Annotated in this window: 10 protein-coding genes; 3 read left to right on the top strand and 7 right to left on the bottom strand. The window is 62.0% G+C overall.

Going from position 1 to position 14,829, the window contains the following annotated elements; genetic code table 11:
- Positions 1-115 precede the first annotated feature (115 nt).
- The 3 genes from NA645_RS12510 to fadD2 all read right to left on the bottom strand — a co-directional run bounded on the left by NA645_RS12510 (position 116) and on the right by fadD2 (position 5,694).
- Positions 116-1,720, bottom strand: a complete 1,605-nt coding sequence (locus NA645_RS12510) for a M28 family metallopeptidase (RefSeq protein ID WP_256049097.1) — start codon at positions 1,718-1,720, stop codon at positions 116-118.
- A gap of 389 nt (positions 1,721-2,109) precedes the next feature.
- Entirely contained in the window at positions 2,110-3,798 is a 1,689-nt protein-coding gene (gene fadD1, locus NA645_RS12505) for a long-chain-fatty-acid--CoA ligase FadD1 (RefSeq protein ID WP_256049096.1), read from the bottom strand.
- A 207-nt stretch (positions 3,799-4,005) separates the two neighbouring features.
- Positions 4,006-5,694: a long-chain-fatty-acid--CoA ligase FadD2 gene (gene fadD2 / locus NA645_RS12500; protein WP_256049095.1), complete on the bottom strand. Its 1,689-nt coding sequence runs from the start codon at positions 5,692-5,694 to the stop codon at positions 4,006-4,008.
- Positions 5,695-6,023: 329 nt separating this feature from the next.
- On the opposite strand from fadD2, the gene NA645_RS12495 reads away from it, so the two are divergent.
- Both NA645_RS12495 and pulA read left to right on the top strand, forming a co-directional pair.
- On the top strand, positions 6,024-6,494 hold the full coding sequence (locus NA645_RS12495; RefSeq protein ID WP_256049094.1) for a MaoC family dehydratase: 471 nt from the start codon (positions 6,024-6,026) through the stop codon (positions 6,492-6,494).
- 580 nt (positions 6,495-7,074) lie between these two features.
- Positions 7,075-10,194 (top strand): pullulanase-type alpha-1,6-glucosidase, encoded by a 3,120-nt coding sequence (gene pulA, locus NA645_RS12490; RefSeq protein WP_256049093.1) that lies wholly within the window; start codon positions 7,075-7,077, stop codon positions 10,192-10,194.
- Positions 10,195-10,263: 69 nt separating this feature from the next.
- On the opposite strand, the gene ccoM is transcribed toward pulA, so the two are convergent.
- The 4 genes from ccoM to NA645_RS12475 form a co-directional block, all read right to left on the bottom strand.
- Positions 10,264-10,374, bottom strand: a complete 111-nt coding sequence (gene ccoM / locus NA645_RS20155; protein WP_305955872.1) for a cytochrome c oxidase subunit CcoM — start codon at positions 10,372-10,374, stop codon at positions 10,264-10,266.
- A gap of 222 nt (positions 10,375-10,596) precedes the next feature.
- Positions 10,597-10,758: a hypothetical protein gene (locus NA645_RS12485; protein WP_256049092.1), complete on the bottom strand. Its 162-nt coding sequence runs from the start codon at positions 10,756-10,758 to the stop codon at positions 10,597-10,599.
- Positions 10,755-11,342 (bottom strand): alpha-ketoglutarate-dependent dioxygenase AlkB family protein, encoded by a 588-nt coding sequence (locus tag NA645_RS12480; RefSeq protein WP_256049091.1) that lies wholly within the window; start codon positions 11,340-11,342, stop codon positions 10,755-10,757. The genes NA645_RS12485 and NA645_RS12480 overlap by 4 nt, the downstream gene beginning before the upstream one ends.
- Positions 11,343-11,365: 23 nt before the next feature.
- A complete protein-coding gene (locus NA645_RS12475; protein ID WP_131651112.1) occupies positions 11,366-11,662 on the bottom strand; it encodes an aspartate-semialdehyde dehydrogenase in 297 nt (98 codons plus the stop codon).
- 180 nt (positions 11,663-11,842) lie between these two features.
- Here NA645_RS12475 and rapA point away from each other — a divergent pair, with 180 nt between their 5' ends.
- Complete coding sequence (rapA, locus tag NA645_RS12470; RefSeq protein ID WP_256049090.1) at positions 11,843-14,692, top strand: RNA polymerase-associated protein RapA; 2,850 nt, start codon at positions 11,843-11,845, stop codon at positions 14,690-14,692.
- The last annotated feature ends 137 nt before the right edge of the window (positions 14,693-14,829 follow it).

The following is a 14,829-nucleotide window of genomic DNA, read 5'->3' as shown; positions in this document are numbered from 1 at the left end:
CGATTTCGTGAGGACGGCGATTGTCGCAGATTTGGCCGGCTGGCCGTAGGCGGATCGGGCGCTGGATGACCGAACGGGAGAAACCGCGCCGACGAATCGGCGCGGGGTTACGCACTTACTTGATCCAAAGGCCCCAGCGAGACCTTTCCTGAACCTGCTGAATGCGCATGGTGCCTATGCTCTGCTCGGCTGCGGCAGCAATCTCGTCGTCGACCATCTTGGTCGACAGCGACAGCCAGCTGGTGGCGAAGGCCAGCGCATCGCCGTGCAGCTCCAGCGCCTCGGTGGAGATATTGCCGAGGTTGTCGCATTCGGTGTGGTAGCACGGATCGAACGACTGCCCCGCCGTACCGCCGTAACGCTGCGCCTGCTCCTGGCTCTTGATGTCTTCGGCGCCGGTGAACAAACCACCGAAGGCGATGCCGTCATCGAAGAACTGCGCATAGTCGGAACGGAAGTCGATCTCGGTGCCTTCGGACGGCTCGTTGCGCAGCTGGAAGTAGGAGCGGAACAGACGCTCGATCGCCGCCGAGCCGGGCGGGCCTTGCAGGCCGAAATCCGAGCCGTCACCGTCGTAGATGAAGTTGGCGTAGTTCGGCGAGCCGATCATGTCCACGTTCAGGTACGCCTTGATTCGCTGTTTCTCCTCGTCCGGCAACTGATTAACGTAATAGGTCGAACCGACCAGGCCCGATTCTTCCGCGCCCCACCAGGCGAAGCGCACCTTGTTCAACGGATGCGCCTTGCCCATCAATACTGCCATTTCCAGCAAGGCGGCACTGCCCGAGCCGTTATCATTGACGCCGGCCCCCTCGAATACGGAGTCCAGATGCGCGCCAACCACGATGACGTTGTTGGGATTGCCACGGCGAGTCTCGGCCAGCACGTTAAAGGTCTCGGTCTGCTCGCGCACCACGTCAACGTTCATGCTCATCTGCAGGCCTTCGGTACCCGCCCAGGCGACACCGAGGTCGTAGGTCGAAAACAGGACCGGGATACCGCCTTGATAGTCCTCACCGAGCGTGGCAGCCATCAGCCCCTTGCGATCTTCTGTATCGCCCTGGTTGAAGATAATCGCGCCGGACGCGCCCGCCGCTGCCGCGTTGGTCGCCTTGTCGCCGAACGGGCAAGTGCCACGCTGCATCAATGCGATGGCGCCAGCCGGGAAGCCAGCGAAATCCGCCGCCTCGCAGCCGCTGGTCGAGGTATTGCCGGCGCCGAGCGACAGGTCCACCGCAACCACTGGCGCGGTGACGTTGCCCGGGTCGGTCTGGTCGGCGTAGGTGAAGTCTTCTTCCCAGGTGTATTGCACCGGTTGCGGCGTCACGGCATTCAACGAGCCGGGGCCTGCCGGATAGAAAGCGAGGAACGGGAAGCTCTGCACCCTGACTTCATAACCGGCGCGCTCGAGGTGCGTGCGCACGTAATCCACCGAGGCCTGGTAGCCGGGCTGACCAGAGGCCCGGTTGCCCTGATTCAGCGCGGCGATGTCCTGCAGGTTCTCCAGGTGCTTCATGATGTTGCTGGCCTGCATGCAGCGCGGCAGACCCAGCGGCGTGCCAACCAGCAGAGGGGACCGACACGCCCTGGAATCAGGCTTGCCGGGCGACCATAACTCATCGAAATGTGCTGTTTCCGCGGAAGGCGCAGCCAGGGCTGAAGCGGAAGCGATTAGAGCGAGAGAAGCAACTACCCGACGTGCATTGTTTTTTTTCTGCATGGGTAACTCATCCTTGCAACGAGATTGATGGGCAGGCCGCGAAATGGCGTGCGCCATCGTCCCCTTACGGCACGACCGACGTTGAAACCCGGCGAGCAGCGAATAGCAAAGCGAAGCCGCCTGCAAGACCGTGTCTACAAAAACGATCTTGCAGCTTCAGCGTTACATAGCGAGGCAGGTTGGGGTTCAACGACCGGAAAGCGGGACGCGGCCATAGCCTCCTAGACCGGAGCGACATCGAGCCGGTTCGAACTTTGCGCCAGACGGCAGCACCGCTTGTCGGGTTGCGTGATCTCGAACCCGGCGGGCTCGGAATAGATGAGTTCGAACGAGCGCTGCGGATAAAGAAAAGCCCCGCAACGGCGGGGCTTAATATCCGGCGGAATGCGTTACTTCTTGCCGAGCTTGCGCAACTCCTCGTCACGCAATTCACGACGCAGAATCTTGCCGACGTTGGTGGTTGGCAGGCTGTCGCGGAACTCGACGGCCTTGGGCCGCTTGTAGCCCGTTACGTTGTCATGCATGTGCTGCATGACCTGCTCTTTGGTCAGGCTCTCGCCTGGCTTGACCACCACGAACAGCTTGATCGCCTCACCGGACTTGTCGTCCGGAACCCCGATCGCAGCGCACTGCATCACGCCCGGCAGAGTCGCGAGTACGTCCTCAAGTTCGTTGGGATAGACGTTGAAGCCAGACACCAGAATCATGTCCTTTTTGCGATCGACGATCCGCAGATAGCCGTCTTCCTGGATGATGCCGATATCGCCAGTCTTCAGCCAACCGTCGGCGCTAAGAACTTCGTCGGTGGCTTCCTGGCGCTGCCAGTAGCCTTTCATCACCTGCGGCCCTTTCACGCACAGCTCGCCCGTCGCGCCGATCGGCAGGTCATTACCTTCGTCGTCGATGACCTTGCACAGGGTGGAAGGCATCGGGATGCCGATGGTGCCGATCTGGATACCGCCAAACGGGTTGACCGATACCACCGGGCTGGTTTCGGTCATGCCGAAGCCTTCACAGATGGAGCAGCCAGTCACCTGTTGCCAGCGCTCGGCGGCTGCCTGTTGCAGCGCCATACCGCCGGAGAAGGTTGCCTTCAGCGAAGAGAAGTCCAGCTTGCGGAAATCTTCGTTGTTGCACAGCGCCACGAACAGAGTGTTCAGCCCGACGAAGCCGCTGAAGCGGTACTTGCCCAAATCCTTAACGAAAGCCGGCAAGTCACGCGGATTGGTGATCAGCACGTTATGCGCGCCGATCAGCATCATCGTCATGCAGTGAAAGGTGAACGCGTAGATGTGATACAGCGGCAGCGGCGCAACCATTGTTTCACAGCCGACCCCCAACTCCGTGCCCATCAAACCGCGGCACTGCAGCATGTTGGCGACAATGTTGCGGTGGGTCAGCATCGCACCCTTGGCAACGCCGGTGGTACCGCCGGTGTACTGCAGCACGGCAATGTCGTCACCGGCAGGATTGGACTCGCGAACAGCCTTACCACGGCCGAGGGCCATGGCGTCGTTGAATTTGACCGCCTTCGGCAGGTTGTAGGAGGGCACCATCTTTTTCACGTGCTTGATCACGGCATTGACCAGCAGGCGTTTGACCGTCGGCAGCATGTCACCGACTTCGGTGACGACGACGTGTCTGATGCCAGTCTTGGGCAGCACTTCTTCGGCCAGATGAGCCATGTTGGCCAGGCAGACCAGCGCTTTGGCGCCGGAGTCGTTGAACTGATGTTCCATTTCCCGTGCGGTATACAGCGGGTTGGTGTTGACGACGATCAGCCCGGCGCGCATGGCGCCGAATACCACGACGGGATATTGCAGCAGGTTGGGCAGCTGCACCGCTATCCGGTCGCCCGGCTGCAGATCGGTGTTGTGCTGAAGGTAGGCGGCAAATTCGCCGGACAGGGCGTACAGCTCACCGTAGGTCAGGGTCTTGCCGAGATTGCTGAAGGCCGGTTTGTCCGCGAAACGCTCACAGGACTGTTTCAGCACTGCCTGGATGTTCTGGAACTCATCGGGATTGATTTCGCTCTCGACCCCGACAGGATATTTATCCTTCCAGAAGTTATCGGTCATGACCCCACTCCTCAGCGACAGCTTCACTGCATATAGCAGCTGTTTTGTTGTGTTTTGTTAATTTTTGTACCCGGTTTTCCGGTCAAAAAGCGGCCCGAGGTTAGCAGCTTTGGCACAGGCCGAACAGTGGCCGCGACTGGATAAAACGACACAAAGTGACTGATCATGAACGATCAGTCACTCGCTGCGTAGCACGAAGTCGTGATCTCAGGCCTGCTCACGCAACTCCCGGCGCAGGATCTTGCCAACCGGCGTCATCGGCAGCGCGTCGCGGAAGACCAGATGCCGGGGCACCTTGTAACCGGTGAAGTTTTCCCGGCAGTAGGCCTGCAGCTCTTCGACCGTCAGGCTGGTATCGCTGCGCACCACGAACAGCTTCACCGCCTCCCCTGACTTCTCGTCGGGGACACCGATCGCGGCACAGGCGGCCACCTTTGGATGCGCCATGACCACGTCTTCGATCTCGTTCGGATAGACATTGAAACCGGAAACGATGATCAGATCTTTCTTGCGATCGACGATACGCACGAAACCATCGGGGTCGATCACCGCGATGTCGCCGGTCTTCAGCCAGCCCTGGTCATCGAGCACTTCGGCGGTGGCTTCCGGTCGCTGCCAATAGCCCTTCATTACCTGCGGGCCCTGAACGCACAACTCGCCGCGTTCCCCGGTGGGGAGTTCGATGCCCTCGTCGTCGATGACCTTCAGCGCCGTGCCCGGTACTGGCAGGCCGACAGTGCCCAGACGCGATTTGTCTCCGTGGGGGTTAGCGCAAACCACAGGAGACGTTTCGGTCAGGCCGTAGCCCTCGGTCACGGTGACGCCGGTCAGGCTCTTCCAGCGCTCGGCCACGGACGATACCAGTGCGGTACCGCCGGAGTTGGTGCCTTTGAGCGAGGAGAAGTCGATATTCTTGAATTCCGGATGCGACATGAGCGCGACGAACAAGGTGTTCAATCCGAGGAAGGCCGTGAACTGCCACTTCTGCAGCTCCTTGACGAAGCCGTCGATGTCCCGCGGATTGGTGATCAGCACGTTGTGGTTGCCGGTCACCATCATGCACATGCAATTCACCGTGAATGCATAGATGTGGTACAGCGGCAGCGGCGCGATCATCACCTCCTGCCCTTCCTTGATGATCGGATGACCGTCGTCGCCGAGCTGCTGCATGTTGGCATGCACCTGCCGCATGTTGGCGACCAGATTGCCGTGAGTAAGCATCGCGCCCTTGGCGACGCCGGTGGTGCCGCCGGTGTATTGCAGTACCGCGACGTCGTCGAGCGTGAGCGGAACCGGCTTCAGGCTGTGGCGGGCACCGTCGCGCAGCACATGCTTGAACGACACCGCCTGCGGCAGGCTGTAGTCCGGCACCATTTTCTTCACATGCTTGACGGCGGCATTGACCAGCAGGCCCTTCAAGGAAGGCAGCATGTCGCCGATCCGCGCCTCGATAAGCACCTCGATGCTGGTATCAGGCAGCACCTCCTGCACCAGCTTGCCGAAGGTATTGAGATAAACCAGCGCCCGCGCGCCGGAATCCTGAAACTGGTGGCGCATCTCCCGCGCGGTGTACAGCGGGTTGGTGTTGACCACAATCAGCCCAGCACGCAGGGCACCGAAAACGGCGATCGGATACTGCAGGAGGTTGGGCATCTGCACCGCGATGCGATCCCCCGGCTGCAGATCCGTATGATTCTGCAACCAGCCCGCAAAGGCCGCCGAGTAACGATCGAGGTCAGCGAAAGTGAGCGTTACGCCCATATTGCTGAATGCGGGGCGGTTCGCATGGGTTTTGCAGGAGCGCTCGAACACCTCCACCACCGAGCGGAACCCTCCCATGTCGACGTCATTGGGCACACCGGCGGGTCGTTTGTCGTTCCAGAAATCAGGTTGCATTGTTATTGGCCTCGTTACCTGAGAGTGGGCTGCGGCGAAGTTAGCAGTTCGACCGCACAGCGCAACAGCGTTGCGTAGCGCAAATCACTGTTGTGAATCTTTCGTCACGGCAAGCCACGATTCCGAGGCGCACACGTCAGCTATACGTAATAGTGAAAGAAGACGTACCGCGCCTCGCGGGAACCCATGAGTCATGCTGTGACTCTCGCCGGGACAAGACCGCGACATCTCACTAGAATGCAGCCGCATCGCAGGCGCAGCGCTCATCGGCGCGGCGCATTTCCCTATCGTCGGACGGCTCCAGCCCCGACTGCGCCCGAGGAAACTTGATGACCACCATCAGCAACACGCCCTATTCCGCTCTGGAAGTCGGCCAGACCGCAAGCTTCGAGAAATCCGTCGGGGAGCGTGACATCCAGCTCTTCGCCGCCATGTCGGGCGACCGCAACCCCGTCCACCTCGACGCGGAATTCGCCGCCGGCACGCCGTTCAAGGAGCGTATCGCCCACGGCATGTTCAGCGGTGCACTGATCAGCGCGGCGGTTGCCTGCACCCTGCCCGGCCCGGGCACCATCTATCTCGGCCAAACAATGAAATTCACCAGGCCGGTCAAGCTTGGCGACACCCTGACCGTGCGCCTGGAAATTCTCGAAAAACTGCCGAAGAACCGCGTACGCATAGCCACGCGCGTGTTCAACCAGAACGATGAACAGGTCGTGGATGGCGAAGCCGAAGTCCTCGCGCCGCGTCGGGAGGAAACCGTGGAGCTGAAGGACCTGCCGCCGATCAGCTTCGGCTGAGCCATTGAGCGAGTTCGAAACAGGTGCGTTTGGACAGGCCCGCGGCCGGTATTCGCCGCGAGGGCGCACCACCTAAAAGTAGGGCGCTGAGCTTTCGTGAGAGGCTCGCCCCGGGGCGAAGCTTTTGCTTTTTTGCTGCTCAGCACACTTTCGCCGCGAGGTCGCGCCTCCTACAGAACGGGTGGCGTTTGTCGCTTTCGTGGGAGGCCGAGCCCGGGGCGAACGCCTAAGTGAACGACGTTGGTTTAACAGTCGGGCTTTCTAGGCCCCATTAGCCGTATCCATCTTTATCCGAAAGACGAGCCACCTGCCGGCCTCGATCAGTTCCCCACCCGGTTACCCCAAGCTCAACCAGTTATAGGGTGGGCCGGGCGGCGTTCCGCTTCAGCCCACCGCAGCGAGGACCGTGCAATATCACCGTATTTCTCAGCCAGACGTTCTCGGCATGGTGGGGCAAGCAGAAGGCTATTACGGCCCCTGACTACGCCCCGCGAGCAACCCCCACGGAGGATGCGTAGCGACCGCTAGGCGTCGACCATCGAGCAGGCGGTACAACAATAACAACACCGGGACCTCAACCATGCTCATACGCTCGATCGCTTATCGGCGCCTGGCGGCGCTCGTTCTCGGCGGCTTCTCGCTGGCCTTCCAGCCAGCATCGGCCGCACCGCTCGACCCTGGCCCCGATGAGGCCCTGCTGTATTACCAACGAGCCGACGGCGACTACGCCGGCTGGGGCCTGCATCTGTGGAACACCGCCGCATGCAATGGCAGCCAAACGGAAACCGGCTGGGATCAACCTTTGCAAGCGGCCGGGACCGATCCGGAGCACGGCGCCTACTATCGTATAGCGCTGACCGCTGACGCCAGTTGCCTGAACCTGATCATGCACAAGGGCGACGAAAAGGACCTTGGGGGCGGCGACCTGACCTGGCGCTTCGACGACCTGGGCCGTCGTGTCTTTACGCTTAGCGGCACCGCGCAACTTTCCAGCACACCCTTGAGCGGGCCCAAAGCCGCGATCAAGGGCGCACGCGCCCACTGGCTCGATCCGTTCACGCTGGCGCTGGTTGACGGCGCGCCAGCGGCCAGCCGGCTCGAACTGCGCTATTCCACCGACGCCAGCATCCGCATCGACGGGGAGACACGCACGGTCAGCGGCGGCACCGTACTCGCGCTGCGACCCGCAACGCTTCGCGAAGGGCTCAAACGCCAGCATCCGCATCTGGCCGAAGCGCAGGCCTTCCGCTTCGTGGCCGGCGCACAGGCGTTACGTCGCGCCGTCATGAGTCAGCTGGTGGTGGTCGCCTATGACGCGCAGCAACAGGTAATCGACGCCACCGAGGTGCAGACGGCGGGCGTTCTCGATCAGCTATTCGCCTACAACGGCGACCTCGGCGCGCGAGTCGATGGGAACGGCGTGTCGTTCAAACTCTGGGCGCCGACGGCGCAGCGGGTCCGCCTGCATGCGTTCGACGCGGCCAAGCGCCTGCTGCCTGGCTACCCGAAGACCATGCATGAACGCCTTGGCGTGTGGAGCTTCGACGGCCCGCCTTCGCTGGACCGGCAGTATTACCAGTACGAAGTCACGGCCTATCGGCCAAGCACCGGCAAGATCGAGACGACGCTGGTCAGCGATCCCTATGCGCTGAGCCTGTCGCTCAACAGCCAGTACGCCCAGGTCGTCGATCTGGATGCCAGCGACCTCAAGCCCGCCGGTTGGGACGCATTGCGTACGCCGCATCCGGAACGTCCCGAAGCGAGCGTCATCTACGAAACGCATATCCGTGATTTCAGCGCCAGCGATGCCAGCCTGCCGGCCGATCTGCGCGGCACTTACGGCGCCTTCACCCGGCCGGACAGCTACGGCATGCGCCACCTGCGCGATCTACGCAAGGCCGGGCTAACTCATGTGCAGCTGTTGCCTGCGTTCGACATCGCCACCGTTGACGAAGACCCCGCTCGCCGCGTCGACCTGGACGATCCCTTCGCCAAGCTCTGCGAGCTGTCTTCCGGTGCTCGCCAGCGCTGGGCGCAATACTGCGGCGCGACGAACATTCGCCAAGTGTTGCAGGGCTTCGATCCGGCCAGTGGGCAGGCGCAATCGCTGTACAACGACCTGCGCGCCCTCGACGGCTTCAACTGGGGCTACGACCCCTTCCATTTCACGGCACCGGAGGGCAGCTACGCCAGCGACGCCGAAGGCGTGCAGCGCATCATCGAGTTCCGCCAGATGGTCCAGGCGCTAGCCGGTCAAGGCCTTGCCACTGTAATGGACGTGGTCTACAACCACACCAACGCGTCCGGCCTGGCCGAGAAATCGGTGCTCGACAAGATCGTGCCCGGCTATTACCACCGCCGTAATCCATCTACCGGCGCAGTGGAAACCTCGACCTGCTGTGAGAACACCGCCAGCGAACATCGCATGATGGCCAAGCTGATGACCGACTCACTGGAAGTCTGGGCGCGCGATTACAAGATCGCCGGGTTTCGCTTCGATCTGATGGGGCACCACCTGCGCAAAAACCTGGTCGATGCGTATCGGGCGGTCCGCCGAATCGACCGGAACACCTACTTCTACGGCGAAGGCTGGGATTTCGGTGAAGTGGCAGGCAACGCCCGTGGCGTCAACGCCACGCAGCTGAACATGGCCGGCACCGGCATCGGCACTTTCAACGATCGGCAGCGCGATGCAGTGCGCGGTGGCAGCCCATTCGACGGCGGCGAGAGCATCCGTCGCAATCAGGGTTTCGCCAATGGCCTCTATGTCCGACCGAATGAGCTGTCCAGCGCTGGCGCGCAGGAGAAGGCGCAACTGCTGCACGCGGCGGATCTGATCCGCGTCGGCATTGCCGGCGGTCTGCGCGACTTCCAGTTCATCAGCGCCGACGGCAGCCTGCGCAGCGGCGGAGAAATCGACTACAACGGACAACCCGCCGGATACACGCTCGATCCGCAGGAAACCATCAACTACGTCTCCAAGCATGACAACCAGACGCTATGGGACAACAACCAGTACAAGCTCCCGGCGAACCTCCCGGTTGCTGACCGCGTCCGCCTGCAACTGGTCGCGTTGTCCGTGCCGCTGTTCAGCCAGGGGTTGCCCTTCATCCATCTCGGCTCGGACATCCTGCGCTCCAAATCCATGCAGCGTGACAGTTACGACTCGGGAGACTGGTTCAACGCGGTGGATTTCAGTTACCAGGACAACAACTGGAACAAAGGCCTGCCGCGTGCTGACAAGGATGGCGACAACTGGCCGCTGATCCGCCAGGTCATCGCCGACCCTCATGCCAGACCGAGCGCGGCGGACATCGTCGCCGCCAAGCGTCGTTTTCTCGAGTTGCTGACGATCCGCAGCGACAGCCCGCTGTTTCAGCTCGACAGCGCCCGCGAGGTGCAACGCCGCTTGCAGTTCCACAACACGGGTCCGGAGCAGCAACCGGGCGTGATCGCCTTCAGCCTGGCCGACGGCCCGCGCGACGGCCACGATCTCGACCGGCGCTATCAGTCTTTGATGGTGGTGCTCAACGCCTCGCCCGAGCGTGTTCGCTTGCCCGGCGGTAGCGGTTACCAGCTGCATCCGGTGCTGCGGGAATCAAGCGATCCGATTGCGCGTCAGGCCAAAGTGACGTCCGACGAGTTCGAGGTACCGCCCTTCACCAGCGCGGTGTTCGTGCAATCCCAGAGCCGTCGCTGAACCGCAGGCAATAAAAAAGGGCGACCTAAGTCGCCCAAATGCCTTGCGTGCTCTGTAATACCGGCCGGATCACCGCTTCTTTTGCGCGTCCCGCCAGATGAAAAATCCAAAACCGCCAAGGAAGGCGACCATCAGGCCGACCGTGACCACCCCTGCGAGCACCACATTATCGACGAACATGATTTCTTGCCTCCAAGGTGTTGCGCTGTCTGATGGCTGCATAGTCGCCTTCTCGCCCGAATAAAAAATTGACGGGAATCAATAGGCGCGACGCCGGGCACAGCAGGCGCCGTACGAGCTGATCTGGATCAAGAAAAAGGGGCGTATCGGAGGGGGATGCGGAAGGCGCCGTATCGAACGGACGTAAATAGCTCTGCTGGCAGCTCGTTGTGGCTAGCCCTATTAGCGCTTCTTCGGCTTGTTTTTGACTTTCTTTTTCGGCTTGGCCAACGGCAGCGCCTGTTCAAATGCATCGCGCATTTCAGCCAGGCGCTTTTCCTTGATGTCATGAATGCGCTTTTCACGTTCGGCGCTGAAGTCGATCAGTTTTACTTCGTTGCTCATAAGGCTGGCTCGCGAATGATCTGGCGGAATGTCAGGTTGATGCGCGGTTCGGATACCTTGCGCGTTCTGGCGATCTGGTGCTGCCAATAATGCTGCGTCGGGCCGCCCATGACCAGCAGCGAACCATGTCCCAGATCGAGCGAATACTCGATGCGGCTGGTGCCCTTGCGACGAAAGTCGAAGCGCCGCGTCGCGCCCAGGTTGAGCGAGACCACCAGCGGCTCCGCGCCAAGCTCCGGTTCGTCATCGCTGTGCCAGCCCATGGCGTCCTGCCCGTCGCGATACAGATTGAGCAGTACGCCGTCCAGCCGTTGGCCGATCTGCCGTTGCACCCGCTCGCGGATCTCGGCCAACAGCGGCGTCCACAACAGCGGCTCATGAACCAGTCCCGAATAACGGTAGCCCACCCCGGCATCACCATACCAGGCGACCAATCGCGGCACAGCGAAACTGCGGCCGTAGAGCTTTATCCGGGGTTGCGACCAGGGCGTCTGCAGCATCAGCTCGTGCAGCCAGTGGTCGGCTATATCCACGCCGACCCATTGCGGCAGGTAGACCAATTCGGCATGCGGCAGGTCAATCATCGCGGAACCGGCTAAAGAACGTGTCAAACCTCGACATCCACCCAAAGCCCTTGGCGCGGCAACTCATCGAGGGCGTCCTGATCCTCCTCGGCGGTTTCGCCCTCGGCAAGCTCCTGCGCGGTATAACCACGGCGCCGACGGCGGCGCTGTTCGTCGCGCAACATCTGCTCAGCTTCCTGCGGATGTCGGCGATCGAGCTCGACCGAGCTTTCATCGGCGCTCGGCTCTACCGGGGTAACCGGGGCGATGTCGGGGCGCGGCTTGACCACATCCTGTTGCGCGGTGACCTGAACGGTGCCTGGCGGAATGATTGGTAGCATCTGCGCTCTCCATAAGCAGCCCCGGGATCAATCGGTTACCCGTGAGATGGGCCTGTACCGGTTCATCGGCTGAACCGCTGCCGACTTTAGCAGCAGAGCTACACTCCAGTGGGCATCTGTCGTCGCTCTCGCGACAGTGTTCCGTTACCATAGCGCGCTTTTTTCACAGCGGGAGGCAGCATGGCGCAGCAGTATCTACCGGGGCAACGCTGGATCAGCGACAGCGAAGCGGAACTCGGCCTTGGAACCATCCTCACGCAGGATGGGCGGATGCTCACCGTGCTCTACCCCGCGACCGGCGAAACCCGCCAGTACGCCGCGCGCAGTGCTCCACTGACCCGCGTGCGCTTCGTCCCCGGCGATGAAGTTACGCATTTCGAAGGCTGGAAGATGACCGTGCGCGAGGTCGACGACGTCGACGGTCTGCTGGTCTATCACGGCCTGACCGCGCAGAACGAAGCCCGCACCCTGCCGGAAACCCAGCTGTCCAATTTCATCCAGTTCCGCCTCGCCAGCGATCGCCTATTCGCCGGCCAGATCGATCCGCTGAACTGGTTCAAGCTGCGCTACCACACCCTGGAAAACCAGAGCAAACAGCTGACCTCCTCGCTGTGGGGCCTGGGTGGCGCGCGTGCACAACCTATCGCGCACCAGCTGCATATCGCCCGCGAAGTCGCCGACCGTATCGCGCCACGGGTACTTCTGGCTGATGAAGTGGGCCTGGGCAAAACCATCGAAGCGGGCTTGGTGATCCATCGCCAGCTGCTCTCCGGTCGCGCCAAGCGCGTGCTGATCCTGGTCCCGGAGAACCTGCAGCATCAGTGGCTGGTGGAGATGCGCCGGCGCTTCAACTTGGAAGTTGCGCTGTTCGACGACGAACGCTTCATCGAAAGCGATGCCAGCAACCCCTTCGAAGACACCCAGTTGGCATTGGTGTCGCTGGAATGGCTAAAGGACGACGAACGCGCCCAAGACGCCGCCTTCGCCGCCGGCTGGGACCTGCTGGTGGTGGACGAGGCGCATCACCTGGTCTGGCATCCGGAGAACGCCAGCCCCGAATACAAGCTGGTCGAACAACTGGCCGAAGTCATCCCGGGCGTGCTGCTGCTGACCGCCACGCCCGAGCAGCTGGGCCAGGAAAGCCATTTCGCCCGTCTGCGCCTGCTCGACCCGAACCGCTTCCATGATCTGGAAGCCTTCCGCGCCGAAAGCGCCAGCTACCAGCCGGTCGCCGAAGCGGTGCAGGAACTGCTCGACGAAGGCCGCCTGTCGCAAAAGGCGCACCAGACGATTCACGAATTTCTCGGCGCCGAGGGCGAAGCGCTGCTCGCAGCGGCTACCGACGGCGACATAGAAGCCAGCAGCCGCCTGATCCGCGAGCTGCTCGACCGCCACGGCACCGGGCGCTTGTTGTTCCGCAATACCCGCGCCGCTGTCCGTGGCTTCCCAGAACGTCAGCTGCATCCTTATCCGCTGCCCTGCCCCGCCGAATATCTGGAGCTGCCGCTGGGCGAGCACGCCGAGCTGTATCCGGAAGTCGCCTTCCAGAACCAGCAGGACGAGCCCGAGGCACAGAATCGCTGGTGGACCTTCGACCCGCGCGTCGAGTGGTTGATCGATACGCTGAAAATGCTGAAGAAATTCAAGGTGCTGGTCATCTGCGCCCACGCCGAGACCGCGCTGGACCTGGAAGACGCCCTGCGCGTGCGCTCCGGCATTCCGGCCACGGTGTTCCATGAAGGCATGAGCATCCTGGAGCGCGACCGCGCCGCTGCCTACTTCGCCGATGAGGAGTTCGGTGCGCAGGTGCTGATCTGCTCGGAAATCGGCAGTGAAGGTCGCAACTTCCAGTTCGCCCACCATCTGGTGCTGTTCGACCTGCCGGCGCACCCGGACCTGCTCGAGCAGCGCATCGGTCGTCTCGACCGCATCGGCCAGCAGCATGTCATTCAGCTGCACGTGCCCTATCTGGAAACCAGTCCGCAGGAACGCCTGTTCCAGTGGTATCACCAGGCGCTGAACGCCTTCCTCAACACCTGCCCCACCGGCAACGCCCTGCAGCACCAGTTCGGCCCGCGCCTGCTGAGCCAGCTGGAAGAAGGCGACGATGACGAGTTTCAACAGCTTATCGACGAAGCCCGCGCCGAACGCGAACGCCTGGAAGCCGAACTGCATGCCGGTCGCGACCGTTTGCTTGAGCTCAATTCCGGCGGCGGCGAACAAGGCGCAGCGCTGGTCGAGGCCATCGAGGAACAGGACGATCAGTTCGCGTTGCCGATCTATATGGAAGAGCTGTTCGACGCCTTCGGTATCGACAGCGAAGATCATTCCGAGAACGCCCTGATCCTGCGCCCCAGCGAGAAGATGCTCGACGCCAGCTTCCCGCTCGGCGACGACGAAGCGGTGACCATCACCTACGACCGCGAGCAGGCCCTGGCTCGCGAAGACATGCAGTTCCTCACCTGGGAACACCCCATGGTGCAGGGCGGCATGGACCTGGTGCTGTCCGGCTCCATGGGCAATACCGCCGTGGCGCTGATCAAGAACAAGGCGCTCAAGCCTGGCACCGTGCTGCTGGAATTGCTGTTCGTCAGCGAAGTGGTGGCGCCGCGTGCGCTGCAGCTCAACCGCTTCCTGCCGCCGCTGGCGCTGCGTTGCCTGCTCGATTCCAACGGCAACGACCTGGCACCGAAAGTGGCCTTTGAAACCCTCACCGATCAGCTGGAAAGCGTGCCGCGCGCCAGCGCCAACAAGTTCGTGCAGGCCCAACGCGACGTACTGTCGGCGCAGATTTCTGGCGCCGAAGCCAAGATCACCCCGCGCCATGCCGAGCGCGTCGCCGAAGCGCAGCGCCGGTTGAAAGCCAGTCTCGACGAAGAACTGGCGCGCCTGACCGCGCTGCAAGCGGTCAACCCCAGCGTGCGTGACAGCGAAATCGAAGCCCTGCGCAAGCAGCGTGAAGAAGGTCTGGCGATGCTGGAGAAAGCAGCGCTGCGCCTGGAGGCGATACGCGTGCTGGTTGCTGGGTGATTGGGTGATTGGGTGATGGTCTTGGGAGACTCAGGCCTTTGGCGTTGAGCTGAAGGCCTGAGGCTGCAGTCTGAGAGCTTCAAGCTCACAGTAGGCCTTGCCGTCCACATTGATCTAGCCGCTTCGCCCCGAGGGCG

It is taken from the genome of Stutzerimonas stutzeri, assembly GCF_024448955.1.
GTDB lineage: Bacteria > Pseudomonadota > Gammaproteobacteria > Pseudomonadales > Pseudomonadaceae > Stutzerimonas > Stutzerimonas stutzeri_AQ.
The sequence above is the reverse complement of the archived record's forward strand: the minus strand, read 5'-3'. Positions and strand labels throughout refer to the sequence as shown.

Bases quoted from the DNA above. Each gene is read 5' to 3' on its own strand.
- NA645_RS12485 (WP_256049092.1), bottom strand. From the start codon at position 10,758: ATGAGCAACGAAGTAAAACTGATCGACTTCAGCGCCGAACGTGAAAAG.
- NA645_RS12495 (WP_256049094.1), top strand. From the start codon at position 6,024: ATGACCACCATCAGCAACACGCCCTATTCCGCTCTGGAAGTCGGCCAG.
- NA645_RS12480 (WP_256049091.1), bottom strand. From the start codon at position 11,342: ATGATTGACCTGCCGCATGCCGAATTGGTCTACCTGCCGCAATGGGTC.
- rapA (WP_256049090.1), top strand. From the start codon at position 11,843: ATGGCGCAGCAGTATCTACCGGGGCAACGCTGGATCAGCGACAGCGAA.
- pulA (WP_256049093.1), top strand. From the start codon at position 7,075: ATGCTCATACGCTCGATCGCTTATCGGCGCCTGGCGGCGCTCGTTCTC.
- ccoM (WP_305955872.1), bottom strand. From the start codon at position 10,374: ATGTTCGTCGATAATGTGGTGCTCGCAGGGGTGGTCACGGTCGGCCTG.
- NA645_RS12510 (WP_256049097.1), bottom strand. From the start codon at position 1,720: ATGCAGAAAAAAAACAATGCACGTCGGGTAGTTGCTTCTCTCGCTCTA.
- fadD1 (WP_256049096.1), bottom strand. From the start codon at position 3,798: ATGACCGATAACTTCTGGAAGGATAAATATCCTGTCGGGGTCGAGAGC.
- NA645_RS12475 (WP_131651112.1), bottom strand. From the start codon at position 11,662: ATGCTACCAATCATTCCGCCAGGCACCGTTCAGGTCACCGCGCAACAG.
- fadD2 (WP_256049095.1), bottom strand. From the start codon at position 5,694: ATGCAACCTGATTTCTGGAACGACAAACGACCCGCCGGTGTGCCCAAT.